Genomic DNA, 23,558 nt, shown 5'->3' with positions numbered 1-23,558 from the left:
CAACACCAAGAGGTAGGGTCATGAAACGCTTCGTATCTGTTCTGGCACTGAGTGGGATCACCGCACTCGCGGGCTGTGTCGCCCCGACACCCAGGCCCAATGACCCGTATTACGCCCCGGTGTTGCCGCGCACGCCGTTGCCGGCTGCCGCCAACAATGGCTCGATCTACCAGGCTGGCTTCGAGCAGAACCTGTACAGCGACCGCAAGGCCTTCCGGGTCGGTGACATCATCACCATCACCCTGAATGAGCGGACCCAGGCCAGCAAGAACGCCAACTCGCAAATGGACAAGACCAGCAATACCAGCGTCGGCCTGACGTCGTTGTTCGGTTCCAGCCTGACCACCAACAACCCGATCGGGGGCAATGACCTGAGCCTCAACGCCGGGTACAACTCTGACCGTGCCACCAAGGGCGACAGCAAGTCCGGCCAGAGCAACAGCCTGACCGGCTCGATTACCGTGACCGTCGCCGATGTGTTGCCCAACGGCATCATCGTCGTGCGCGGCGAGAAGTGGCTGACCCTTAACACGGGTGACGAACTGGTGCGCATCGCCGGCATGGTTCGCGCCGATGACATCGCCACCGACAACACGGTTTCGTCGACTCGGGTGGCCGATGCACGCATCACCTACTCGGGCACCGGTGCCTTTGCCGATGCGAGCCAGCCAGGCTGGTTCGACCGTTTCTTCCTCAGCCCGAAGTTCCCTTTCTAGGTGGCCCAGTTGAATCTTAAGCAGCTGTTGATCGGTGCCCTGGTAATGTCGGCAGCCTTTACCGCTCAAGCCGAGCGTCTGAAGGACATCGCCAGCATTTCCGGCGTGCGTTCCAACCAGTTGATCGGCTACGGCCTGGTCGTGGGCCTGAACGGCACCGGTGACCAGACCACCCAGACCCCGTTCACCTTGCAGACCTTCAACAACATGTTGTCGCAGTTCGGCATCAAGGTGCCGGCCGGCTCCGGCAACGTCCAGTTGAAAAACGTCGCGGCGGTGTCGATCAGTGCCGATCTGCCGGCGTTCGCCAAGCCTGGCCAGCAGGTGGATATCACCGTCTCGTCCATCGGTAACTCCAAGAGCCTGCGCGGTGGCACCTTGCTGCTGACGCCGCTCAAGGGTATCGACGGCAACGTCTACGCCATCGCCCAGGGCAACCTGGTGGTGGGCGGTTTCGATGCCGAAGGGCGCGACGGTTCGAAGATCACCGTCAACGTTCCGTCGGCCGGTCGCATCCCTGGCGGTGCGTCGGTGGAACGTGCAGTGCCGAGCGGTTTCAACCAGGGCAACAGCCTGACGCTGAACCTCAACCGTTCCGACTTCACCACCGCCAAGCGTATCGTCGACAAGATCAATGACATGCTCGGCCCAGGCGTGGCCCAGGCCCTCGACGGCGGCTCGATCCGCGTCACCGCGCCACTGGATCCGAGCCAGCGGGTCGATTACCTGTCGATCCTGGAAAACCTCGAGGTCGACCCGGGCCAGGCGGTGGCGAAAGTCATCATCAACTCGCGCACCGGCACTATCGTGATCGGCCAGAACGTCAAGGTGTCTCCGGCCGCCGTGACCCACGGCAGCCTGACCGTGACCATCACCGAAGACCCGATCGTCAGCCAGCCTGGTCCGTTGTCCAACGGCCAGACAGCCGTGGTCCCCCGTTCGCGGGTCAATGCCGAGCAAGAAGCCAAGCCGATGTTCAAGTTCGGCCCAGGCACTACCCTGGATGAAATCGTCCGGGCGGTGAACCAGGTCGGCGCGGCGCCAGGCGACTTGATGGCGATTCTCGAAGCCTTGAAACAGGCCGGCGCGTTGCAAGCCGACCTGATCGTGATTTGAGGACCGGTCCATGGACATGCGCAAGGGCACTTTGATCAGCGGGGATTCGGGCTCCTACTCGGACTTGAACCGACTGAACCAACTCAAGGTTGGCGACAAGAACAGCGACGGCAACCTGCGTAAAGTGGCTCAGGAATTCGAGTCGCTGTTCCTTGGCGAAATGCTCAAGTCCATGCGTTCGGCCACCGATGCGCTGGGCAAGGACAATCCGATGAACACGCCGGAAGCCAAGCAGTACCAGGAAATGTACGACCAGCAGTTGGCCGTCTCCATGTCCCGCGAAGGCGGTGGTATTGGCCTGGCCGATGTGCTGCTGCGCCAGATGTCCAAGAACAAACCGCTGGCGCCAGGCGAGGCGGCAAGCTTGTCGGCCGCCAAGCAGCAAGAGGCGCTGGACAAGGTCGCCAAGGCCGCGGTGCCAACGCCAGTGGCCGCCGGCACGCTGCCCGACGGTCCTCTTTCACGCTCCAACGGCCAGCGTCCGCTGTGGGCTTCCCGGGCGGTGAACGTGCCGCAAGGGGCGGGCGTGGGTACTCATCGCAATGACATGGAGCTGATCAACCAGCGCCGCCTGGCCTTGCCGCCGAAACTGGCTGACCGCCTGCTTGCCGGGCTGGTGCCTTCGGCCGCGGCCAACGCCGATGTGCCTGCACAGAACGTCCTGACGGATCGCGCCATCGCCGCCGTCAAGCCGGCGACTGGCGAATTGGCCAATGGCGACTGGTTGGCCGCACTCAAGGCCGCCGAGCCGAAAGGCGACATGCAGGTCTATGGCCGCGCCGTGGCCCAGCCACCGCTGGCACCGGCACGCAAGGCCTTCCGCGATGCCGACGAATTCGTCAACGCCATGCTGCCAATGGCCAAGGAGGCGGCCGACCGCATCGGTGTCGACCCGCGTTACCTGGTGGCCCAGGCCGCCCTGGAAACCGGTTGGGGCAAATCGGTCATGCGCCAGCCCGATGGCAGCAGCAGTCACAACCTGTTCGGTATCAAGGCCAGCGCCAATTGGAAGGGCGATTCTGCCCGGGCGATCACCAGCGAATTTCGCAATGGTGCGATGGTCAAGGAGACGGCCGAGTTCCGTTCCTACGCCTCGTACCGCGACAGTTTCCACGACTTGGTCAACCTGCTGCAAAGCAACAGTCGCTATCAAGATGTGCTGAAGTCTGCCGATAACCCGGAACAGTTTGTACGCGAGTTGCAAAAGGCCGGTTACGCCACCGATCCGCACTACGCCAGCAAGATTTCGAACATAGCCCGGCAGATGACGAGTTACCAAAACTACGCTTCTGCAGGCGCCACCACGACTTTATAAGGTCTGAACCATGAGTTTGCTCAATATAGGGATGTCGGGTCTGTCAGCAAGCCAGACTGCGTTGGTGACCACGGGTAACAACATCGCCAACGTCGATACCGCCGGTTATTCGCGCCAGCAGACCGTACAGACCACCAAGGCCTCGAACCAGTACGGCAACGTGTTCATTGGTTCCGGCACTACCCTGGCCGATGTGCGTCGGGTATATAACGCCTTCCTTGAAGCACAACTGAAAACCACCACGTCGCTCAACAGTGACGCGGCGGCCTATCAGGGCCAGATCACTCCGCTCGACTCCCTGTTGTCGGACAGCGGCACCGGTCTCAATGGTGCCCTGACCAAGTTTTTCGCCTCGGTGCAGAACGTCAACGCCAAGCCGGGTGACGATGCATCCCGTCAGTTGCTGCTCAGCGACGCCCAGGCCTTGAGCAACCGTTTCAATTCGGTTGCCAACCAGTTGACGGAGCAGAGCCAGAACATCAACGGCAACCTGTCGAACATGGTCGAGCAGGTCAATAACCTGGCGGCCACCGTTGCGCAGTTGAACAAGAAAATCGCCGAAGTCTCCAACGCCGGCGGCGCCCCCAACGACCTGCTCGATGCCCGCAGCGAAACCATTCGCCAGCTTTCGACGTTCACAGGCACGCAGGTGGTCGAGAACGGCAGCAGCCTGGACATCTACCTGGGTTCCGGCCAACCACTGGTGATGGGCAATACCGTCAACACCCTGGAAGCCGTGCCGGACAAGAACGACCCGGGACGCATCGGCATCCAGCTCAATAGCGGTTCCAGCTCCATGGACCTGACCTCGGTGCTCACCGGTGGCGAGATCGGCGGTTTGATGCGCTACCGCAGTACCGTGCTCGACCCGGCCATGAACGAGCTGGGGCGCGTGGCCCTGGTGGTCGCCGACCAGATGAACAGCGTCCAGGCTTCGGGCATCGACATGAACGGGGCCTTCGGTGCCAACCTGTTCACTAACATCAACAGCGCCGCGCAGATCAGCCAGCGCAGCGTTGCGTCGTTGAACAACAGCGCCGGCTCCGGCAACTTCAACATCGCCATCAAAGACTCCGGCAAGCTGACCACCAACGACTACAAGGTGACATTCACCAGCGGCACGGACTACACCGTCCAGCGCCTGCCTGACGGCACCTCGATGGGCGCGTTCAACACCGCGACCACCCCGCCGCCGGTGATCGACGGCTTCTCGATGACCTTTGCCAACGGTACCGCGGCCGTCGGCGACACATTCAAACTCACGCCGACCCGCAACGAGGCGGCCAATATCAAGACCGAGATGACCGACTCCAAGCGGCTGGCGATTGCCGCGCCGTTGGGTGCCGCCATCGTGCCAGGGGGCAGCGGTACGCTGACCATTCCGGCCAACGGCCAGCCGAGCATGACCACCAAGCTGGACATCTACGACGCCGCCACCACGACCATCGTCCAGAACGGCATCAAGAACTCCATGCCGGTCAAGGTGGTGTTCGGCGCGACGTCCGCCGATGGCACCAGCCAGGCTTATCAGTTGCTCGATGCCAAGGGCGTTCAGATCAGCAATGGCACGATCAAACCTGGGGAAAGCAACACCCTGAGCTTGAGTGTTCCGCTCAAGGATGCCAGTGGTGCCCCGATCATGGATTCGTCCGTGCCACCGGTACAACGCACCGTCATGTTCGACATGTCCATTGCCGGTGCTCCGTCCAACGGAGCGTCCATCAATGTCAGCCTCAGCCAGCCCGGCAGCCTGGACAACCGTAACGGTACTGTCCTGGCCGGCTTGCAGACCGCCAAGACCGTGGACACCGGTTCCTCCAGCAAGGGTATTTCCCTGAACGATGCCTACGGCAAGCTGGTGGAAGGCGTCGGCGCCAAGGCCGCCCAGGGCAAGCTCGACAGTGCCGCCACAGGTGCGATCCTGGACAACGCCAAGACCGCCCGCGATTCGCTGTCGGGCGTGGACCTGGATGAAGAAACCGGCAACCTGGTCAAGTTCCAGCAGTACTACACCGCGTCTTCGCAGATCATCAAGGCGGCGCAGCAAATCTTCAGCACTTTGATCAACAGTCTTTAAGGAGCCGTAGCCCATGCGCATTTCTACTTCTCAGTTTTACGAAAGCACGGCTGCGAACTACCAGAAAAACTTCGCCAAGGTGGTCAAGACCAGCGAAGAAGCCAGCAGCCTGGTACGTGTGAACACCGCCGCCGACGATCCGGTTGGGGCTTCGCGCCTGCTGCAACTGGGCAACCAGGCTTCGATGCTTTCCCAATATGAAGCCAACGTCACCACCATCAAGGCGACCCTGGGCACGACCGAAGCGGTGATGACCAGCATTGGCAACGTGCTCCAGCGCGCCAAGGAATTGGCCGTCAGTGCCGGTAACGCCGCCTACACCGACGCGGACCGTAAAGCGGTTGCCTCGGAATTGGGGTCGATCGAAGATCAGTTGCTGAGCCTGATGAACACCAAGGATGAAAACGGCAAGTACATCTTTTCCGGTTCCAAGGGCGATGTCGTACCGTTCACTCGCAACGGCGATGGCACCTACAGCTACAACGGCGACCAGGTGACCCTTGACCTGCCGATCGGCGACACCATGTCGATGGCCACCAACAGCACCGGCTGGGAAGTGTTCCAAACATCCGTCAACACCAGTCGCACCCAGGTCACCATGACCGCGCCGGCAGTGGATGATGGTCGCGTGGTGCTGACCAACGGCCAAGTGTCGTCCAGCGTGACGTACAACAGCCAGTTCCGCAGCGGCGAGCCGTACACGGTGGAATTCACCAGCGGCACCCAGTTGAAAATCACCGACTCGGGTGGCAATGATGTGACCGCCGAAGCCAGCAAGGGCGGGGTTATCGAGCCTAATAACCAGATCGGGCAGACTGTGAGCTTTCGCGGCGTCGACCTGACCTTGAACGTCAACCTTCATGCGGGCGACGTTGCCGGTACGATCTTGCCCGGCCACACGTTCACCCTGGCTGCCAAACCCGACTCGTTCACGCCTGCCCGCAGCCCGGGCAACGCCACCGCGACCCAGATCACCGGCAGCGCAATCACCAATCCGACGGACTACCACGCCAGCTTCCCGACGGGGTCGGCGGTGCTGAAGTTTACCAGTGCCACGGACTTCGACCTGTACGCCGCGCCACTGACCGCTGACAGCAAACCGGTATCCAGCGGCACCCTGGCGGGCAACGTCGCCACCGCATCCGGCGTGAGTTTCACGCTCAACGGTGCCCCGGCCGCCAACGATCAGTTCAGCATCGCGGTCAATACCCACGAAACGCAGAACGTCCTGGACACCGTGAACCAGTTGCGGACTGCTTTGAACACGCCGGCCGATGGCGACAACATCGCCATCCAGAAACTGAATGCGTCACTGGCTTCGGCTATCGGTAACCTGGCCAGCGGCACTGACCACTTGACCAGTGCATTGAGTTCGGTCGGTGGTCGTGGCCAGTCGCTCGATACCCAGAGCGACACCAATCAGAGCTTTGTCCTCGCCAACTCGCAGACCCAGTCGGCGATTCGTGATTCCGACGCGGCCGAGGTGATGACGCGCCTGACCTTGCAGCAGACTATGCTTCAAGCGTCGCAGTTGGCGTTCAGCAAGATCGCTCAATTGGGATTGTTCAACAAAATGTGATGCAGGGCAGGGACCGTGACGTTATAAGCGGTCCCTGACCCGTTCCTTATACGATTCAGGACGTCCTGCTCTCGCCTGAGTTGGCGCCCACCGGTTGAGAGCCAAGCGTGTGAAATCAGCTCCTCTTGTCAGCATTGCCATTCCCGCGTATCACCCACGCTTTTTCCGCCTCGCCTTGCAAAGCGCGCTCGAGCAGACCTACGAGAACCTTGAGATTGTCATCTGCGACGACTGCCGCACCGACGGAATCGAGCAGATTGTCCAGGAAATTGGCATGGGCTCCACTGTTCCGGTGCGTTACTTGCGCAACCCGACGCGGCTGGGGTTCCAGCAGAACCTGTTGCGCTGTCTTGAAGAGTCCCGGGGTGAGTTCATCAAGTTCTTGTGTGATGACGACCAGTTGCTGGCGTTCTGCGTCAGTCAACAGGCAGCCATCTTGCAGGAGCATGCGCAAGTATCGCTGGTGATCAACAAGCATCATTTGATCGATGCAGACAACTATGCCTTGCCGATCCGCGTTGAAAACACCGGCATCACGCAGTTCGATGCGTTGCTCAACGGCAACGACATGCTGGCGTATTTTGAAAAAACCACCCGTAATATTCTCGGCGGTTTGAGTGGCGCATTGATGCGCCGCACCGATGTCGAGGCCTTGCTGCCAGCGTTGGCCCGGCCCGGTGAAGGCTTCGAGGCTGTCCTCGATTTTGCCTTGTTCATCTGCCTGTTGCGCCGGGGTAATCTGGTCCAGCTTTACGCCGAGGGAAGTGGCCAGCGCTTGCATCCTGAGCGCCTGGCGCGTCAGGCCAAGATGCTTGAAGCGGCCACGGTGGAGCTGACATGGCTCAAGGAAATGCTGGCCCAACGCAGTGGCGAGCCGGCGCCCGCCAGTGGCTGGGTGCGTTACCAGCCACTGGGGCTGCTCAGGGAGCCAGGGGCGCCCGAATGGGAAGAACTCAACGTCTACTCGGTCATTGCGACTCGCCAGGGTGTCATCGGCGCGCAAGTCGGCACGGACATCGAAAGCTACGCAGACCTCTATGCGCAGTGGTTGGCATGCCGACGTTTCAGTCCATCGCGCAAGCAAGTCTTGTCCCGGCAGATCGCCCGCTGGGCTTATCGACCGATGATCGTTCCCGTCATCATCGATGAGCAGGACGATCCTTATGCGTTGGGTATTACCCTGCAGAGTATCGCGTCCCAGGCCTATGCCTGCGAATCGGTGCTGTTGCTGTCCAATGGGCGCCAGGCTGTGGACAACCATGTCCTGCGTCTTGGCCTGCAAGCGGACTGGGCGCAGCAGCTCAACGAACTGTTGCCTCAACTGGATGGCGCCGACTGGTTCTACCTGCTGCGTGCCGGCGATCGCTTGACCGAGTCAGCGCTGCTGATCATGGCCGATCGGATTGTCAGCTCGCCGGGTGCTGCCTGCCTCTACAGCGATGAAGGTGCGCTGGTGGATGACAAGTCGGTGGAGCCGATCTTCAAGCCCGACTTCAATCTCGATCTGATGCGCGGTTATCCCTATGTCGGGCGGACACTGGCTTTCGAGCGTGCCCGATTCCTGGCCTCGGGTGGATTCGATTCGACCCTGGGCGAATTGGCGCCCCATGATCTGGTCTGGCGCCTGGTGGAAACGGATGGTCCGCAAGTCATTGGGCACATTCCGGAAGTCCAGGTCGAGTCGACGTTTTCGTTTGCCCAATGGCTGTCGTTGCCTGAGGTCATCGAGCAAAACGTCCGGCTGATCAGTGCTCATCTGCAGCGTATCGGCGTACAGCATCGACTTCATCCCGGGCCGCTCCTGGCGTTGATCCCACGCATCGAATATCTGTTCGTCGAGCGCCCCCTGGTGTCGATCATCATCAGCGTCAAGGATGATCTGAGCGCGCTGGAACGTTGCGTAAACAGCCTGATCAGTACTACCACGTATCCGCATTACGAAATCATCATTGTCGATAACGCCAGTGAAAATACCGAGTTGCAACATTGGCTGCGGGCGATGGCCGAGCTGGGCAGTGAAAAGTTGCGAATATTCGCGCATCCCGAAAGTGCCAGCGAAGCGGTGATCCGCAACTTCGCCGCGCAACAGGCCCGCGGCGAATACCTGTTGTTGCTCAACCCCAATTGCATCGTGCTTGAAGCCGCCTGGCTGGACGAACTGCTCAATCATGCTCAACGTCCTGAGGTCGGCATCGTCGGCCCTCGTACGCTCAACCTGCAAGGCCGGATCATCGACTCCGGCGTAATCATGGGGTTGGGTGGGTTGGCGGGCAGGGCCTTTGTCAACGAATCGGTGACATTCGGCGGCTACATGCAACGTTTGCAGGTGGTGCAGAACTGGAGCGCCGTCGGTGATCACTGTCTGTTGATATGCAAGCAGGTTCTGGAGGAAGTGGGCGGGTTCGATGAGACCATTACGACACAGGGGATCAACTCGCTGGAGCTATGCCAGCAGGTCGGTAAGAACGGCTACCTGATCGTCACCACGCCTTACAGTGATGTCGTGCTGGCGGCCGGCGTGGAAGCCAGTCGTGATCCTTCGTGGAAGCAGCGGCTGGAGCGCGAACAGGAGGCGTTCTATCAGCGCTGGTTGCCCAGGATCGCCAACGATCCTGCCTACAACCGTAACCTGACCCTGACCGGGAAAAGCTTCAGTCTCGAGCCCGGACCACGCACCGGCTGGAATCCGTTGATCACCCGCAACGTCCCCTCGATCCTGGGGATGGCGGTCAATACCTCGGCGGTGGGGCATTACCGGGTCAGCCAACCGTTGTTCGAACTGGAAGCGGCGGGTCGAGTCGTGGGGCGTGTTGCCTACGATACGCCCTCGATCATCGACATCGAGCGCCAGTCACCGGATGTGATCATCCTTCAGGGTCGCTATAACGTGACTAAGTTCAAGGACATCACTCAAGTCAAGACTTACTCCAACGCCATGCGCATCTACGAATTGGATGACTACATCGCCAGGGTCCCGGAAAAAAACGAACACAGCCGCAACATGCCGGACAACCTCGAGGACTTGCTGCGCCGAGGGATCGGCCTGTGCGATCGGGTCGTGGTGTCCACCCATCCGCTGGCGGACGTCTTGTCGAGCATGCACCATGACATCCGCGTGGTACCGAACATGCTGGCTGCCGGCCTATGGAACCACCTCAGAAGCCAGCGTGCAACTTCCAGCAAACCGCGTATCGGTTGGGGCGGCGGCACCAGCCATCGTGGCGATCTGGAGCTCATCGCCGATGTCGTGCGTGAGCTGGCCGACGAAGTCGAATGGGTTTTCTTCGGCATGTGCCCCGATTTGCTCAAGCCCTATATCCATGAATTTCACCCAGGCGTGAGCCTGGCGGATTATCCGGCGAAGCTGGCCAGCCTGAATCTGGACCTAGCCTTGGCGCCGCTGGAATTTCATATTTTCAACGACTGTAAAAGCAACCTTCGCCTGCTGGAATACGGTGCGTGTGGCTATCCGGTCATTTGTTCGGATACCGAGGCTTACCGGGGGCACCTGCCTTGTACCCGGGTCCTCACCAACAGCACCGAAGAATGGCTGGAGGCCATCCGTATGCACCTGGCGGATCCGATTGCCAGTTACCGGATGGGCGACGAATTACGTGAAGTGGTGCTGCGCGACTTTATCTTGCGCGGCGATAACCTGCAGTACTGGGCCAATGGTTGGCTACCGGATTGATGAGTTTCAACCGCGAAACTCCCGGTGTTGCTGATACGGCGCCACCCACTCGTTAAGGAATGAATATGCAAAGCAATGTCCCAACAGGATCGGCTGCGCCGTTGAGTGAACGGTTTACCCTGGTGCTGCTCGCTCACGACCAGTCGACAGCCCTGCGGCGGGCCTTGCGCCATTACCGCGACAGTTCGTTCGCCGTACTTGTGATCGACTCATCAAGCTTGCTCGACGCTGATATCACGGCAGCATTTCCCGGCGTGCAATACCTGCATGCGCCCACGGCGGGAGGTTTCGGTGACAAGGTTCGCCAGGCCGTCGAGCGAGTTGCCACGCCTTACATGGCGATTGCCGATGCCGAGAGTTTCCTGCTGCCCCTAGCGCTCGAACAAGCGTTGAGTTTCCTCGAGGCACACGCCGAATACGGTGCCTGCCAAGGCTACAGCCTGGCGTTCGAGGCCCATGCCGACCATGTCGACTATTACTTGCTCGATCGCAAGGGCAGTGAAGATTACTCCGGCCCATCGGCCGAGGCCCGGTTGGCCGTGTTTGCCGAGGATTGCCCGTCATTGGTCAGCGCACTCACGCGCACTGAAACCCTGCGGCGCAGTTACGCGTCGTTGCCCGTCGGTTTTGATTCACGGTTGCAGGAGGCCGGCCATTGCTTTGGCTTGGTGTCGGATGCAAAGGTTCGCTTGCTGGACATTGCTTATGGTGTGCACGAGCGCAGTCGCGTAGCGAAGCCACGGAGCCCGGTTGGCATGGCGCCTGGTGCCGAGGACTTGCGAGCAGTCGCTGAACAGGAACGCATGGGCACGATGCTGGCCGACGCCTTTGGCACGGATGCTTCGGCGCGCGAACATGCCCTGGCCATACTCAAGAAGCTGGTCGAGCGCTCGGTGCCGCAGGCAGGGAAACTGTTCGAGTCGACCTGGGATTCGCGGCGTGGCGAACCGGTTCGGCGTTTCGAGCCGACGCAATACGTTGAGTTGCCGTTTTATAACCAGGCTTTTTTCGACGTGCTCACCTCGCTGGAATTCCTGCTTCACGCGGCGCCAAGCGGGCAGGTGCAGTTGAAGGAGCTGGAAGCCGTCATGCTCAAGCAGAAGGAGCTGTCTCGCCCCCAGCGCAACACCAGCGCCGAGCCGCTTGACGTACAGCTGGCGAGGGCTTTCCTGAGCTATGCCTTCAACCAGGATCTGGTGAAGCAATTGCTCGAGGTCATGCAGGCCAAGGGTGACACGCGCTACGTGCAAATGATCCAGGCCTGGGAACAACGGCTCAAGGCAGCGGCGTTTGAAAATACCGCGAGGCTGTTCGACACCACGCGCTCCGGTCAATTGCTGCGCTGGCTCGAGGCGCGTGAACCCAGCGCCAGTGAAGCCCAGAAAGTGTCCAAATACCTGGCTGCTCGCAACGGGGGCCCGACATTTGGCATTTTGCTCCTGGATCTGGACGCTGACGTCTTCAAGATGCAGGCAACCTTCGACAGCGTGATCAATGGCTATTGCCGGGCGTTCAAGATTGTCGTGTTTACTACTGGCGACCTGCCGGCCGAGACCACACCGCAGCATGTCCTGCATTTCGTCAAAGTCAACGAAAGCAATTACGTCGACAAAATCAATCAGGTTGTCAGCCAAAGCGATTGCGATTGGATGGTCATGGCCGAGGCCGGCGATGAATTGACACCGGGCGGCCTGTTCCGCGCGGGGGTGGAATTGCTGGCTGCGCCACAGTGCCAGGCCGTGGCTATGGATGAGTTCCAGCGCCAGCCTGACGGGACGCTGGCCGACGTCTTCCGGCCAGGGTTCAACCTTGACTTGCTGCAAAACGCCCCGGCCTTGATGGCCCGTCATTGGCTGGTACGCCGCGAGACGTTGGTAAGACTCGGCGGTTATTCGCGCGAGTTCAAGAATGCGCTGGAGTTCGACCTGCTGTTACGTTTGATCGAGCAGGGCGGCCTGGAGGGGCTTGCCCACCTGGATGAGCCTCTGTTGACTTGCCAGGCGCTGCCGGTGGAAGACAATGCCGACGAGCGCAAGACATTGCTGCGTCACTTGGCGGTTCGTGGTTATCAGGCTGACGTGAGCGCGGTCGTGCCGGGCACGCACAAAATCGATTACCGCTTTGCCGAGCGCCCTCTGGTGTCGATCATCGTCCATGGCATTGGCGATCTGACGGCGCTACAACGTTGCCTGCTCAGCGTACTGCAGCGCACCCGATATCAGCGTTACGAAGTATTGGTCCCCACCGGGACAGCGAACCATTCCGTGCTGCGCACCTGGCTTGATGGCCAGGGGCACCAGGCCAGTCGCGTTCGGCTGTTGGATATCGAACCGAATGTCGCGACGGGCACCTGGATCAACGCTGCCAGCCAGGAGGCCAAGGGCGAGTATCTGGTTACCCTGGCGGCCGACAGTGAAGTGGTCAACGTCAACTGGATCGAATCGCTGCTCAACCAGGCCTTGCGTCCGGAAGTCGGTGTGGTAGGCGCCAAGCTGGTCGAGCGCGATGGACGTATCACCCAGGCCGGCCTGGTCCTGGGCTTGAATGACGAAGTGGGCTCGGCCTTCGTCGGCGAGCCGAAGACCGCCAGAGGCTACATGAACCGGTTGGTCGTCGAGCAGAATTGTTCGGCGGTGTCTTTTGCCTGCTTGATGATTTCCAAACAGCTGTTCAACGCTGCTGACGGCATAGACAGCGATTTGTTCGACGATGCCTTGGGTGACGTGGACCTGTGCCTCAGAGTCGGCCAGGCCGGGTACCTGACGGTATGGACGCCACACGTGCAGGTAATCCAGTCCGGCGTGCTGGCGAGTACGCCAGAGGCGCGTGCGGCGCTGCGTGAGAAGTGGTCCGAAGCACTCGCCCAGGATCGGTTCTACAACGGCAATCTGTCGCTGGAAGGCGCGGGTTTCGCTCTCGGCCCGGTGCGCAACGTACCCTGGGCCGACTTGCTCAACTGATCTGCCGGATAGCCTCCCTTGCGGGGCTTTCCATCAATGCCGGCAGGTAAAAACCTGCCGGCATCTTCCGCGAATTACGCTGCCATCCCCGAGTTTTCTTTCCGGTGTCCTATGCCATCACGGGAGACGTCGCGGCTTTGTTTGTCATGAAAAAATGCCTTTGCAGAACAAAACGGCGTGACGCATAGGTCATAAAGTGCATCTTCACTGTATTGTATTCCCCGGAGTGGAGGCCTGTTCGTTCGCCGGACAAGGCGTCAGCCCTCGGGAATCAACCATTTTTGAAGCGCCCCTGAGCTTTTGGGGGTGAACCTAGTCGCAGTACATGATCGGGAAGCCATGATGATTGGCATAAAAAGCATAGCGAGTTATGTGCCGACCGCTGGTGTGGATAACTACGCTCAGGGTGCCAAATTCGAGAAGGATGAAGAATTCATCCTTGGCAAGATTGGTTCGGCGTTCCTGCCGCGCAAAGACGCTGACCAGGAAACCTCGGACCTGTGTGTCGAAGCAGTGAATGCATTGTTCGCCAACAACCCGCAGCTTTCGCGTGAATCCATCGACGCATTGATCGTTGTCACCCAGAACGGTGATGAAGAGGGGCTGCCACACACGGCCGCCATCGTGCAGGACAAGCTCGGCCTGCCGACCCATGTGGCGGCGTTCGATATATCGCTGGGTTGCTCGGGCTACGTATACGGAATTTATGCCCTGAAAGGCTTCATGGAGGCCGCAGGGCTGAAGAACGGGTTGCTGGTCACCGCCGATCCGTATTCGAAGATCGTCGACCCTGAAGACCGCAACACCACCATGTTGTTTGGCGATGCCGCCACCGCCACGTGGATGGCCGAGGGCGCCAGCTGGCAGTTGGGCAAGGCGAAGTTCGGCACCGATGGTTCCGGCGCGCCACACCTGAAGGTCAGCGATGGGGTGTTTTTCATGAACGGCCGCCAGGTCTTCAACTTCGCCCTGTTGAAAGTACCCGCTCATTTGCACGAACTGCTGGACGAATCGTCGCTGCAAGCCAGTGACATCGACGCGTTCTGCATCCACCAAGGCAGTGCGGCGATTGTCGATGCCGTGGCGCGGCGTTTCGAGGGTGAACCTGAGAAGTTCATCAAGGACATGGTCGAGACTGGTAATACCGTGTCGTCGAGCATTCCGCTGCTGCTGGAAAAGCACGTCCTGGATGCTGACTGGAAGCGCGTGGCGATAAGCGGTTTCGGTGTCGGCCTGTCGTGGGGATCGGCGATTCTTTATCGCGATTGATCTAATCGCCTTTCTTCCAATAGCGCTTCAGGTTGACCTGTAGCGCTATTTTTTTGCCCGCGACGTCGTTCTGCGGTTTCTTGACGCCATTTTTCGGGCCTTCACCCTCGGCTAAACCCTTGTTTCTCAAGGGGTGGCAGTCTGCTAGCAAATTTTTTGAAAAAAGCCCTCAAGCAAGTTCCTAATCCGACGATAACTATTACGAAGGTTCTCTAGGCCACACCCCCGGCGGTTGCCAAGGGCCGGAAGCCGCAGTACCCAACCAACGAGGAATTCGTCATGGCTTTAACAGTAAACACTAACGTCACATCGCAGAACGTTCAGAAGAACCTCAACCGGGCTTCCGACGCTCTGTCCACTTCGATGACCCGCCTGTCTTCCGGCCTGAAAATCAACAGCGCCAAAGACGACGCCGCCGGCCTGCAGATCGCTACCCGTATGACCTCGCAAATCCGCGGTCAGAACATGGCGATCAAAAACGCCAACGACGGTATCTCCATGGCGCAGACCGCTGAAGGCGCGATGCAAGAGCAAACCAACATTCTGCAACGTATGCGTGAACTGGCCATCCAGTCCCGTAACGACAGCAACAGCGCAGATGACCGTATCGCTCTGAACAAAGAGTTCTCGCAGATGAGCGACGAACTGACCCGTATCGCCAACAGCACCAACCTGAACGGCAAGAACCTGCTTGACGGTACCGCCAGCACCATGACCTTCCAGGTCGGTTCGAACACCGGTACGGACAACCAGATCACCCTGACCCTGAGCGCCAGCTTCGACGCTACAACCCTGGGTGTAGGTTCTGCGACCACCATCGTTGGTTCCGACAGCGCTACTGCTGAAAGCAACTTCTCGGCCGCCATGGACGCGATCACCAGCGCCATCGATACCATCAACGCCGCCCGTGCTGACCTCGGTGCTGCCCAGAACCGTCTGAACAGCACCATCTCCAACCTGCAGAACATCAACGAAAACGCCAGTGCTGCACTGGGTCGCGTACAAGATACCGACTTCGCTGCTGAAACTGCACAACTGACCAAGCAGCAGACTCTGCAGCAAGCGTCTACTTCGGTTCTGGCCCAGGCCAACCAACTGCCATCCGCTGTACTGAAGCTGCTTCAGTAATAGCCGGATGAGTTTTAGCGGGGGAGTGCGCTTGCGTGCTCTCTCGCTTTTTCCGTTCAAGAGGTGATGGACATGGATATGAGCGTGAAGCTGAACTTGTCTTATCCAGCGGCGAAGCCGGCACCTACCGTGGCCGACAAGCCGGTGGAGAAGCCTCAAGCCGAGGTTGCTACCGTGACCCCGGTCAAGGAAGCTCCTAAAGACGCTGCCGCCGAGCAGGACAAACTCAAGAAGGCCGTTCAGGAAATCGAGAAGTTCGTTCAGTCGGTCAAGCGCAACCTGGAGTTCTCTATTGATGAGCCTTCAGGCAAAGTAGTGGTCAAAGTGATTGCCAGTGGTTCCGGTGAAGTGATTCGCCAGATCCCGAACGAAGAGGTTCTGAAACTGGCCAACAGTTTGAATGATGCAAACAGCTTGTTGTTCAGCGCCGAAGCCTGACAACTGGCACGAATTTTGTTGCTATGTTCTTTTGGGCGTTGTAAGGGTCAAAAGGCCGGCGACACACTGAAGGGAGTCCCACATGGCAAGTCCAATTCTACCTGGCTTGGGTCTAGGCTCTGGCCTTGATACCACCGCAATCGTCAAGGCGCTGGTCGATTCCGACAAGGCCGCCAAGCAAGGTCAGATCACCCGAGCGACGACGACGACTACCAACAGTATCTCCGGGGTGGGAACCCTGAAGTCGTTGTTGGCGGCTTTCAATACCGCGATGAAGGACTTGTCCAGCACAACGACCCCGCAATTCTCGGGTTTTGCTGCAACGTCTTCCTCTCCCGGTGTCCTCACCGCTACCGCCAGCAACTCGGCGGTGAATGGCACTTACGCAATCAAAGTCACCAACTTGGCCACTGCGTCCAAAGTCACTTCGGCGGCTTTCGCTGGTGGTACGACCAGTGCCATCCCATCGGGTACGATGACCATCTCGCAGAAGGGGGTCAACTACAACCTCAATGTGCCGGATGGTTCGACCCTGCAATCGGTCCGTGACGCGATCAACGCCGACTCTTCGCTCAAGGCTGCCGGTGTCAGTGCGAACATCATCACCGATTCTTTCGGTTCGCGCCTGGTGTTGGGTTCAACCACTACCGGCGCAGGTTCCGATATCTCGGTGAGCGGCATCGCGGGGCTGGAGATCGATGGCACGAACGTTGTGGGTGCCGGCACTGATCCGCTGACGGCCACTTCGGCGGGTGCCATCGGGGCCCTGGCCATGGACGCTAATTTCACTGTCGATGGCATGAAACTGACGAGCCAGAGCAATACGGTAAGCACGGCGATTTCCGGATTGACGTTGAACTTGCTCGGAGTAGCAGACGGCGGCACTTCAACCGTTACCGTGGCGCCGAACAACGATGGCCTGAAAGCCTCGATCCAGAAATTCGTCGATGCCTATAACGCGATCGCCAATAGCGTCACCGCACTGACCAAGCCGTCGCTCGACGATGATGGGAAGCTGACGGTGTCGGCAAAATTGACCGGTGACGCGTTGCCTCGCTCGCTGCTGGCGGCGATTCGAACGCCCTTGTCTGAAACCGGCGCCGGCGACAAGCTGACGTCGCTGGCTCAGTTGGGTATTACCACCGATCAGAAGACGGGTGCGTTGAACTTCGATAGCGTCAAATTCACCACAGCGATGAACGATAAAAAGCTCAGCGGTGAAGTCCAGACGTTGTTCACGGGCACCAATGGCTTGCTGGAGCGCATGGGCAAGGCTATCGAACCCTATACCCAGACTGGCGGTATCCTCGATCAGCGGACCACAACGCTGAACAGGACCCAGGCCCGGCTGAAGAACGATCAGGAAGCCCTGGATCGCCGGGTTGTGACCCTGACCGCCACGCTGACCAAAAAATACAACGACATGGATACCCTGGTCGGCAAGCTGAAAGCCACCGCCAGTAACATCACCTCCATGTTCGAAGCGATGGCGGCCCAGCAGAAAAACAGCTGATTTTCGAGCGATGCAAAAAGCCCGGCAACGTTTTGACAACGTTCCGGGCTTTCGGCTTTTCGGTCTAAAGTTTTTTGACGCAGCGTCGATACGCTGTTTATACGAACTGAAGTTTTTAGATGAGGTAGAACATGAATCCGATGTTGGCCCTTCGCCAATACCAGAAGATTGGCGCCCAAGCGCAAACCTCCGAAGCGAGTCCCCATCGTCTTGTTCAGATGCTCATGGAAGGCGGGCTGGATCGTATCGCCCAAGCCAAGGGCGCGCTGGAGCGCAAGGATATTGCAAACAGAGGCATTCTGATCAGCAAGGCCATCGGCATCGTCGGTGGTTTGCGTGAAGGCCTGGACCTGGAAAATCGGGCCGAGTCGGTCGCTGAATTGGACGCTCTTTACGCTTACATGATGAAACGTCTGGCCGAAGCCAACGTCAAGGCCGATGCGAAGATCCTCGACGAAGTCGCCGATCTGCTTCACACGGTCAAGGAAGGCTGGGATGCCATTGCCGCGCCTGGTCCGCAATTCTAAGGAGTGCTCTCATGAGTCTTGTCCTGCAGCGAATCGAACAAACCCGTGATGCCTTGGTTGATGCCCTGGCCGAGCGAAACTGGGAGGCCATCGGTCAGTTGGACCTGGCTTGCCGTTCCTGCATGGAAGACGTCCTGGGCGAGTCCCAGGTGGATGAGGCGGCGTTGCGGATCAATCTTGAGGAGTTGCTAGGGGTGTATCGGCAATTGCTGGAGGCGGCGACAGGAGAGCGTCAGGCGATCGTCGACGAGATGCAACAGATCCATCAAGCACAGAGCGCGGCAAAGGTTTACCATCTGTTCGGTTAATGCTCAGTTAATCCGAGCTCGTTGCGCCATAAATTTGACTGTGCGCGGTTTTTTGACTTAACTAGTAACTGTTTACAGATTTAAGGCGTCTACAGGCATGACAAGTCTGCAAGCGTCTAGCTTGCCCCCTAATTTCGGGCATTGGGTTGACTAGGGAAGTTGCTATTGCATGTGGCGTGAAACCAAAATTCTCCTGATCGATGACGACAGCGTCCGCCGCCGCGACTTGGCGGTGATCCTGAATTTTCTTGGAGAAGAAAATTTACCCTGCGGAAGCCATGACTGGCAGCAGGCTGTCGGCTCATTGTCGTCCAGTCGTGAAGTCATCTGTGTCCTTATCGGGACCGTAAATGCTCCCGCAACGCTTTTGGGCTTGCTAAAGACACTCTCAACCTGGGATGAGTTCCTTCCGGTTTTGTTAATGGGCGAAAATTCTTCCCTTGACTTGCCTGAGGACCAGCGCCGCCGAGTACTTTCCACGCTCGAAATGCCGCCCAGCTACAGCAAGCTGCTTGATTCGCTGCATCGCGCGCAGGTTTATCGCGAGATGTACGACCAGGCCCGTGAGCGCGGCAGGCATCGCGAACCCAACCTGTTCCGCAGCCTTGTCGGCACCAGCCGGGCGATCCAGCACGTGCGCCAGATGATGCAGCAGGTCGCCGATACCGACGCCAGCGTGCTGATCCTGGGCGAATCGGGCACCGGCAAGGAAGTGGTTGCGCGCAATCTGCATTACCACTCCAAGCGCCGCGAAGCGCCGTTCGTGCCAGTCAACTGTGGCGCGATCCCGGCCGAGTTGCTGGAGAGCGAGCTGTTTGGTCATGAGAAGGGCGCCTTTACCGGCGCGATCACTAGCCGCGCCGGGCGTTTCGAACTGGCCAATGGCGGTACGCTGTTTCTCGACGAAATCGGCGACATGCCGCTGCCGATGCAGGTCAAGCTGTTGCGGGTCCTGCAGGAGCGCACCTTCGAACGCGTGGGCAGCAACAAGACCCAGAGCGTCGATGTGCGAATCATTGCCGCCACGCACAAGAACCTCGAGAGCATGATCGAGGTTGGCAGTTTCCGCGAAGACCTCTACTACCGCCTCAACGTTTTCCCGATCGAAATGGCGCCACTGCGCGAGCGGGTCGAAGACATTCCGTTGTTGATGAACGAACTGATCTCGCGCATGGAGCACGAAAAGCGCGGTTCGATTCGTTTCAACTCGGCGGCGATCATGTCCCTGTGCCGTCATGGCTGGCCGGGCAACGTCCGTGAACTGGCCAACCTGGTGGAGCGCATGGCGATCATGCACCCGTATGGGGTGATCGGCGTGAACGAGCTGCCGAAGAAATTCCGCTACGTCGACGATGAAGACGAGCAAATGGTCGACAGCCTGCGAAGCGACCTGGAGGAGCGGGTGGCAATCAATGGTCATACGCCGGATTTCACCGCCAATGCCTTGTTGCCGCCCGAAGGCCTGGATCTCAAGGATTACCTGGGAGGCTTGGAACAAGGGCTGATCCAGCAGGCGCTGGACGATGCCAATGGTATCGTGGCCCGCGCCGCAGAACGCCTGCGCATCCGCCGTACCACCCTGGTGGAGAAGATGCGCAAGTACGGCATGAGCCGTCGCGACGGAGATGAACAGGCGGATGATTGACGCCTGTTTTCCAACCGCCTGATTTTCAGGCGGTTTTTTTTCGGCACGGGTATTGCTATAGCCCTCGCAACGTTCCGTTTAACTGACGGTCAGCCAAGCGAGAGAGCACGATGACCCAAGTCGCCCAGATGTCTCCTGTCCCTGAGCCGGGACACATGCCGTCCGCCGAGCAGGCAAGCCGGCTAGGACTTGAGCAGGCATTTTCGCTGTTCAACCAGATGTCCAGCCAACTGACTGATTCCTACAGCCTGCTCGAAGCCCGGGTCACCGAGCTCAAGGGTGAGCTGGCCGTGGTCAGCGCCCAGCGCATGCAGGAGCTGGCGGAAAAGGAACGCCTGGCTAATCGTCTGCAAAATCTCCTCGATCTGTTGCCCGGTGGCGTTATCGTCATCGACGCCCACGGCCGTGTGCGCGAAGCCAACCCCGCGGCCTGCGAGTTGCTCGGCCTGCCGTTGGAAGGCGAGCTGTGGCGGCATGTCATCGCCCGCTGCTTTGCGCCCCGTGAAGACGATGGTCATGAGGTCTCCCTCAAGGACGGTCGGCGCCTGTCCATCTCGACGCGCTCGCTGGATGCCGAGCCGGGGCAGTTGGTGCTGCTCAATGACTTGACTGAAACCCGTCACTTGCAAGACCAGCTGGCTCGCCATGAGCGCCTGTCTTCCCTGGGGCGGATGGTAGCGTCGCTGGCCCATCAGATTCGTACGCCGCTTTCTGCCGCGCTGCTCTATGCCAGTCATCTGACTGAACAGCAATTGCCGATGGAAACTCAGCAACGGTTCGCCGGACGCTTGAAAGAGCGCCTGCACGAACTGGAGCACCAGGTGCGCGACATGCTGGTATTTGCTCGCGGCGAGCTGCCGTTGACCGACCGTGTCACCCCCAAGGCCTTGCTGCAATCCCTGCAGGCCGCGGCGTTGACCCATGTACAGGAGTTGCCGATACGCTGGCAGTGCGACAGCCACGTCGGCGAAGTGTTATGTAACCGCGACACGTTGGTGGGCGCGGTGTTGAACCTTATCGAAAACGCGATCCAGGCCAGCGGCGGCGACGTCCGGCTGAAAGTGCACTTATATACACGTGATCACACCTTGCGCCTGTGTGTCAGCGACAACGGCAGTGGTATCGCGCCGGCCGTGCTGGCGCGCTTGGGCGAGCCATTTTTCACCACCAAGACCACTGGCACCGGCCTGGGCCTGACCGTGGTCAAGGCTGTGGCGCGTGCCCATCAGGGAGAATTGCAACTGCGCTCGCGGCTGGGTCGTGGCACCTGTGCGACGGTGTGCTTACCGCTGTTTTCCAATGCGCCAGGGGTGGAGTGAAAGCAATGGCGATCAAGGTGTTACTGGTTGAGGATGACCGGGCCCTGCGCGAGGCGCTGGCCGATACGCTGGTGCTGGCCGGGCATGACTACGCCGCCGTCGGTTCGGCGGAAGAAGCGCTGCAGGCAGTGGGCCGCGAAGCATTCAGCCTGGTGGTCAGTGACGTCAATATGCCGGGCATGGACGGCCATCAATTGCTCGGCCTGTTGCGCGCCCGTCAGCCGCAACTGCCGGTCTTGCTGATGACTGCCCACGGCGCCGTCGAGCGAGCGGTGGATGCCATGCGCCAGGGCGCCGCGGATTACCTGGTCAAGCCGTTCGAGCCAAAAGCGCTGCTGGACCTGGTCGCGCGTCATGCCTTGGGCAGCCTCGCGGTCGAGGGCGAAGGCCCGGTGGCCATTGAACCAGCCAGTGCGCAACTGCTGGAATTGGCCGCGCGGGTGGCGCGCAGCGACTCAACCGTTTTGATTTCCGGCGAGTCCGGTACGGGCAAGGAAGTGCTGGCGCGCTATATCCATCAACAGTCCCGACGCGCCAGCGAACCGTTCATCGCCATCAATTGCGCGGCGATTCCCGACAACATGCTCGAGGCGACATTGTTCGGCCACGAAAAGGGCTCGTTCACGGGGGCTATCGCGGCCCAGGCCGGTAAATTCGAACAGGCCGACGGCGGCACGATCCTGCTCGATGAAATTTCCGAAATGCCGATGGGCTTGCAGGCCAAGTTGCTGCGGGTATTGCAGGAGCGAGAAGTGGAGCGGGTCGGTGCGCGCAAGCCTATCAGCCTGGATATCCGCGTGGTGGCGACCACCAACCGCGACCTGGCCGGCGAAGTGGCGGCGGGGCGGTTTCGTGAGGACCTCTACTACCGTCTGTCGGTATTCCCGCTGGCCTGGCGTCCGTTGCGCGAGCGCACCGCCGATATCCTGCCGCTGGCTGAGCGTCTTCTGAACAAGCACGTCAATAAAATGAAGCATGCGGCGGCGCGGTTATCAGCGCAGGCTCAGGCCTGCCTGATTGCCTACCCATGGCCGGGAAATGTCCGAGAGCTCGATAACGCCATTCAGCGGGCCTTGATCCTGCAGCAGGGCGGCTTGATCCAGCCGGAGGATTTCTGCCTGGCCGGGCCGGTGGCCTGCGCGCCGTTGCCTGCTCTGTCTCCAGTACCAGCGGCGGCCTTTGCCTCTGCGGTGGAAGTGGAGGGCGAGTCGGCCGGCGCCTTGGGAGACGATCTGCGTCGTCGCGAGTTCCAGATGATCATCGACACCCTGCGCGCCGAACGCGGTCGTCGCAAGGAAGCGGCCGAACGCCTGGGTATCAGCCCGCGTACCCTGCGCTACAAACTGGCGCAAATGCGCGACGCCGGCATGGACGTCGAGGCTTATCTGTTCGCCAGTTGAATAAGCGCCAAAAATCCCTGTGGGAGCGAGCTTGCTCGCGATAGCGGTGGGTCAGTCAAGTCGAGGTCGGATGTGATGGGTTATCGCGAGCAAGCTCGCTCCCACAATGGAGTTGTGCGCGCATTTGTTTTTTGCGGCCATGGAGCTGGCACCCTTGTTGCTAATACCTGAATACCCGCTGAGTAAGTGTCAAAAAAATGCGGGCCGCCAGAGAGAGTAGACCATGAGCCAAGGTATTGAATTTAATCGGTTGATGTTGGACATGCGGTCCATGCAAATGGACGCCATGGCCCAGCCTAAATCGGTCGCGGTCCCCCAGGTGGGTGGCAGCAGCTTTTCCGACATGCTCGGTCAGGCCGTCAATAAAGTGAACGATACCCAGCAGGCATCGAACCAGTTGGCCAGTGCTTTCGAGATTGGCAAAAGTGGCGTCGACCTGACGGACGTAATGATCTCCTCGCAGAAAGCCAGTGTCTCGTTTCAGGCGTTGACCCAGGTTCGTAACAAACTGGTTCAAGCCTACCAAGACATCATGCAGATGCCGGTTTAAGGAAATT

17 protein-coding genes are annotated in these 23,558 nt (G+C 59.6%); all 17 read left to right on the top strand.

Features of this window, described 5'->3' with window-relative positions:
- Window positions 1-20: 20 nt before the first annotated feature.
- The 17 genes from flgH to fliE all read left to right on the top strand — a co-directional run bounded on the left by flgH (window position 21) and on the right by fliE (window position 23,551).
- Window positions 21-716 carry a flagellar basal body L-ring protein FlgH gene (gene flgH / locus AB4O22_RS18770; RefSeq protein ID WP_003199049.1) on the top strand — a complete coding sequence of 232 codons (696 nt, stop codon included), beginning with the start codon at window positions 21-23 and terminating at the stop codon, window positions 714-716.
- 45 nt (window positions 717-761) lie between these two features.
- Window positions 762-1,832 (top strand): flagellar basal body P-ring protein FlgI, encoded by a 1,071-nt coding sequence (locus tag AB4O22_RS18765; RefSeq protein ID WP_161796644.1) that lies wholly within the window; start codon window positions 762-764, stop codon window positions 1,830-1,832.
- 10 nt (window positions 1,833-1,842) lie between these two features.
- On the top strand, window positions 1,843-3,147 hold the full coding sequence (gene flgJ, locus AB4O22_RS18760; protein ID WP_460096934.1) for a flagellar assembly peptidoglycan hydrolase FlgJ: 1,305 nt from the start codon (window positions 1,843-1,845) through the stop codon (window positions 3,145-3,147).
- A 10-nt stretch (window positions 3,148-3,157) separates the two neighbouring features.
- On the top strand, window positions 3,158-5,224 hold the full coding sequence (gene flgK / locus AB4O22_RS18755) for a flagellar hook-associated protein FlgK (RefSeq protein WP_460096933.1): 2,067 nt from the start codon (window positions 3,158-3,160) through the stop codon (window positions 5,222-5,224).
- 13 nt (window positions 5,225-5,237) lie between these two features.
- Window positions 5,238-6,803, top strand: coding sequence for a flagellar hook-associated protein 3 (locus tag AB4O22_RS18750; protein ID WP_027912747.1), 1,566 nt, complete (start codon window positions 5,238-5,240; stop codon window positions 6,801-6,803).
- 109 nt (window positions 6,804-6,912) lie between these two features.
- Complete coding sequence (locus AB4O22_RS18745; protein ID WP_223472836.1) at window positions 6,913-10,494, top strand: glycosyltransferase; 3,582 nt, start codon at window positions 6,913-6,915, stop codon at window positions 10,492-10,494.
- A 65-nt stretch (window positions 10,495-10,559) separates the two neighbouring features.
- On the top strand, window positions 10,560-13,454 hold the full coding sequence (locus AB4O22_RS18740; protein ID WP_032833237.1) for a TIGR00180 family glycosyltransferase: 2,895 nt from the start codon (window positions 10,560-10,562) through the stop codon (window positions 13,452-13,454).
- 342 nt (window positions 13,455-13,796) lie between these two features.
- Complete coding sequence (locus tag AB4O22_RS18735) at window positions 13,797-14,723, top strand: ketoacyl-ACP synthase III (RefSeq protein WP_027912745.1); 927 nt, start codon at window positions 13,797-13,799, stop codon at window positions 14,721-14,723.
- Between the two features lie 279 nt (window positions 14,724-15,002).
- On the top strand, window positions 15,003-15,851 hold the full coding sequence (locus AB4O22_RS18730; RefSeq protein WP_027912744.1) for a flagellin domain-containing protein: 849 nt from the start codon (window positions 15,003-15,005) through the stop codon (window positions 15,849-15,851).
- A gap of 72 nt (window positions 15,852-15,923) precedes the next feature.
- A complete protein-coding gene (locus AB4O22_RS18725) occupies window positions 15,924-16,289 on the top strand; it encodes a flagellar protein FlaG (RefSeq protein WP_027912743.1) in 366 nt (121 codons plus the stop codon).
- An 82-nt stretch (window positions 16,290-16,371) separates the two neighbouring features.
- Entirely contained in the window at window positions 16,372-17,802 is a 1,431-nt protein-coding gene (gene fliD, locus AB4O22_RS18720) for a flagellar filament capping protein FliD (RefSeq protein WP_027912742.1), read from the top strand.
- Between the two features lie 131 nt (window positions 17,803-17,933).
- Window positions 17,934-18,329 (top strand): flagellar export chaperone FliS, encoded by a 396-nt coding sequence (fliS, locus tag AB4O22_RS18715; protein ID WP_003199073.1) that lies wholly within the window; start codon window positions 17,934-17,936, stop codon window positions 18,327-18,329.
- Between the two features lie 11 nt (window positions 18,330-18,340).
- Window positions 18,341-18,637 carry a hypothetical protein gene (locus AB4O22_RS18710; RefSeq protein ID WP_027912741.1) on the top strand — a complete coding sequence of 99 codons (297 nt, stop codon included), beginning with the start codon at window positions 18,341-18,343 and terminating at the stop codon, window positions 18,635-18,637.
- Window positions 18,638-18,806: 169 nt separating this feature from the next.
- Entirely contained in the window at window positions 18,807-20,282 is a 1,476-nt protein-coding gene (locus AB4O22_RS18705; RefSeq protein WP_027912740.1) for a sigma-54 dependent transcriptional regulator, read from the top strand.
- 110 nt (window positions 20,283-20,392) lie between these two features.
- Complete coding sequence (locus AB4O22_RS18700; RefSeq protein ID WP_411740622.1) at window positions 20,393-21,601, top strand: sensor histidine kinase; 1,209 nt, start codon at window positions 20,393-20,395, stop codon at window positions 21,599-21,601.
- A 5-nt stretch (window positions 21,602-21,606) separates the two neighbouring features.
- Entirely contained in the window at window positions 21,607-23,001 is a 1,395-nt protein-coding gene (locus tag AB4O22_RS18695) for a sigma-54-dependent transcriptional regulator (RefSeq protein ID WP_027912738.1), read from the top strand.
- 223 nt (window positions 23,002-23,224) lie between these two features.
- Window positions 23,225-23,551 (top strand): flagellar hook-basal body complex protein FliE, encoded by a 327-nt coding sequence (gene fliE / locus AB4O22_RS18690; RefSeq protein WP_003184044.1) that lies wholly within the window; start codon window positions 23,225-23,227, stop codon window positions 23,549-23,551.
- Window positions 23,552-23,558: the final 7 nt, after the last annotated feature.

This window comes from Pseudomonas sp. S3_B11, from assembly GCF_054667715.1.
Note: the sequence above shows the minus strand (reverse complement) of the source record. Positions and strands in the feature narration are given on the sequence as shown.

Bases quoted from the DNA above. Each gene is read 5' to 3' on its own strand.
- AB4O22_RS18740 (WP_032833237.1), top strand. From the start codon at position 10,560: ATGCAAAGCAATGTCCCAACAGGATCGGCTGCGCCGTTGAGTGAACGG.
- fliE (WP_003184044.1), top strand. From the start codon at position 23,225: ATGAGCCAAGGTATTGAATTTAATCGGTTGATGTTGGACATGCGGTCC.
- AB4O22_RS18705 (WP_027912740.1), top strand. From the start codon at position 18,807: ATGTGGCGTGAAACCAAAATTCTCCTGATCGATGACGACAGCGTCCGC.
- AB4O22_RS18710 (WP_027912741.1), top strand. From the start codon at position 18,341: ATGAGTCTTGTCCTGCAGCGAATCGAACAAACCCGTGATGCCTTGGTT.
- AB4O22_RS18695 (WP_027912738.1), top strand. From the start codon at position 21,607: ATGGCGATCAAGGTGTTACTGGTTGAGGATGACCGGGCCCTGCGCGAG.
- flgK (WP_460096933.1), top strand. From the start codon at position 3,158: ATGAGTTTGCTCAATATAGGGATGTCGGGTCTGTCAGCAAGCCAGACT.
- AB4O22_RS18725 (WP_027912743.1), top strand. From the start codon at position 15,924: ATGGATATGAGCGTGAAGCTGAACTTGTCTTATCCAGCGGCGAAGCCG.
- fliD (WP_027912742.1), top strand. From the start codon at position 16,372: ATGGCAAGTCCAATTCTACCTGGCTTGGGTCTAGGCTCTGGCCTTGAT.
- AB4O22_RS18765 (WP_161796644.1), top strand. From the start codon at position 762: ATGTCGGCAGCCTTTACCGCTCAAGCCGAGCGTCTGAAGGACATCGCC.
- AB4O22_RS18735 (WP_027912745.1), top strand. From the start codon at position 13,797: ATGATTGGCATAAAAAGCATAGCGAGTTATGTGCCGACCGCTGGTGTG.
- flgJ (WP_460096934.1), top strand. From the start codon at position 1,843: ATGGACATGCGCAAGGGCACTTTGATCAGCGGGGATTCGGGCTCCTAC.
- AB4O22_RS18700 (WP_411740622.1), top strand. From the start codon at position 20,393: ATGACCCAAGTCGCCCAGATGTCTCCTGTCCCTGAGCCGGGACACATG.
- AB4O22_RS18750 (WP_027912747.1), top strand. From the start codon at position 5,238: ATGCGCATTTCTACTTCTCAGTTTTACGAAAGCACGGCTGCGAACTAC.
- AB4O22_RS18730 (WP_027912744.1), top strand. From the start codon at position 15,003: ATGGCTTTAACAGTAAACACTAACGTCACATCGCAGAACGTTCAGAAG.
- fliS (WP_003199073.1), top strand. From the start codon at position 17,934: ATGAATCCGATGTTGGCCCTTCGCCAATACCAGAAGATTGGCGCCCAA.
- flgH (WP_003199049.1), top strand. From the start codon at position 21: ATGAAACGCTTCGTATCTGTTCTGGCACTGAGTGGGATCACCGCACTC.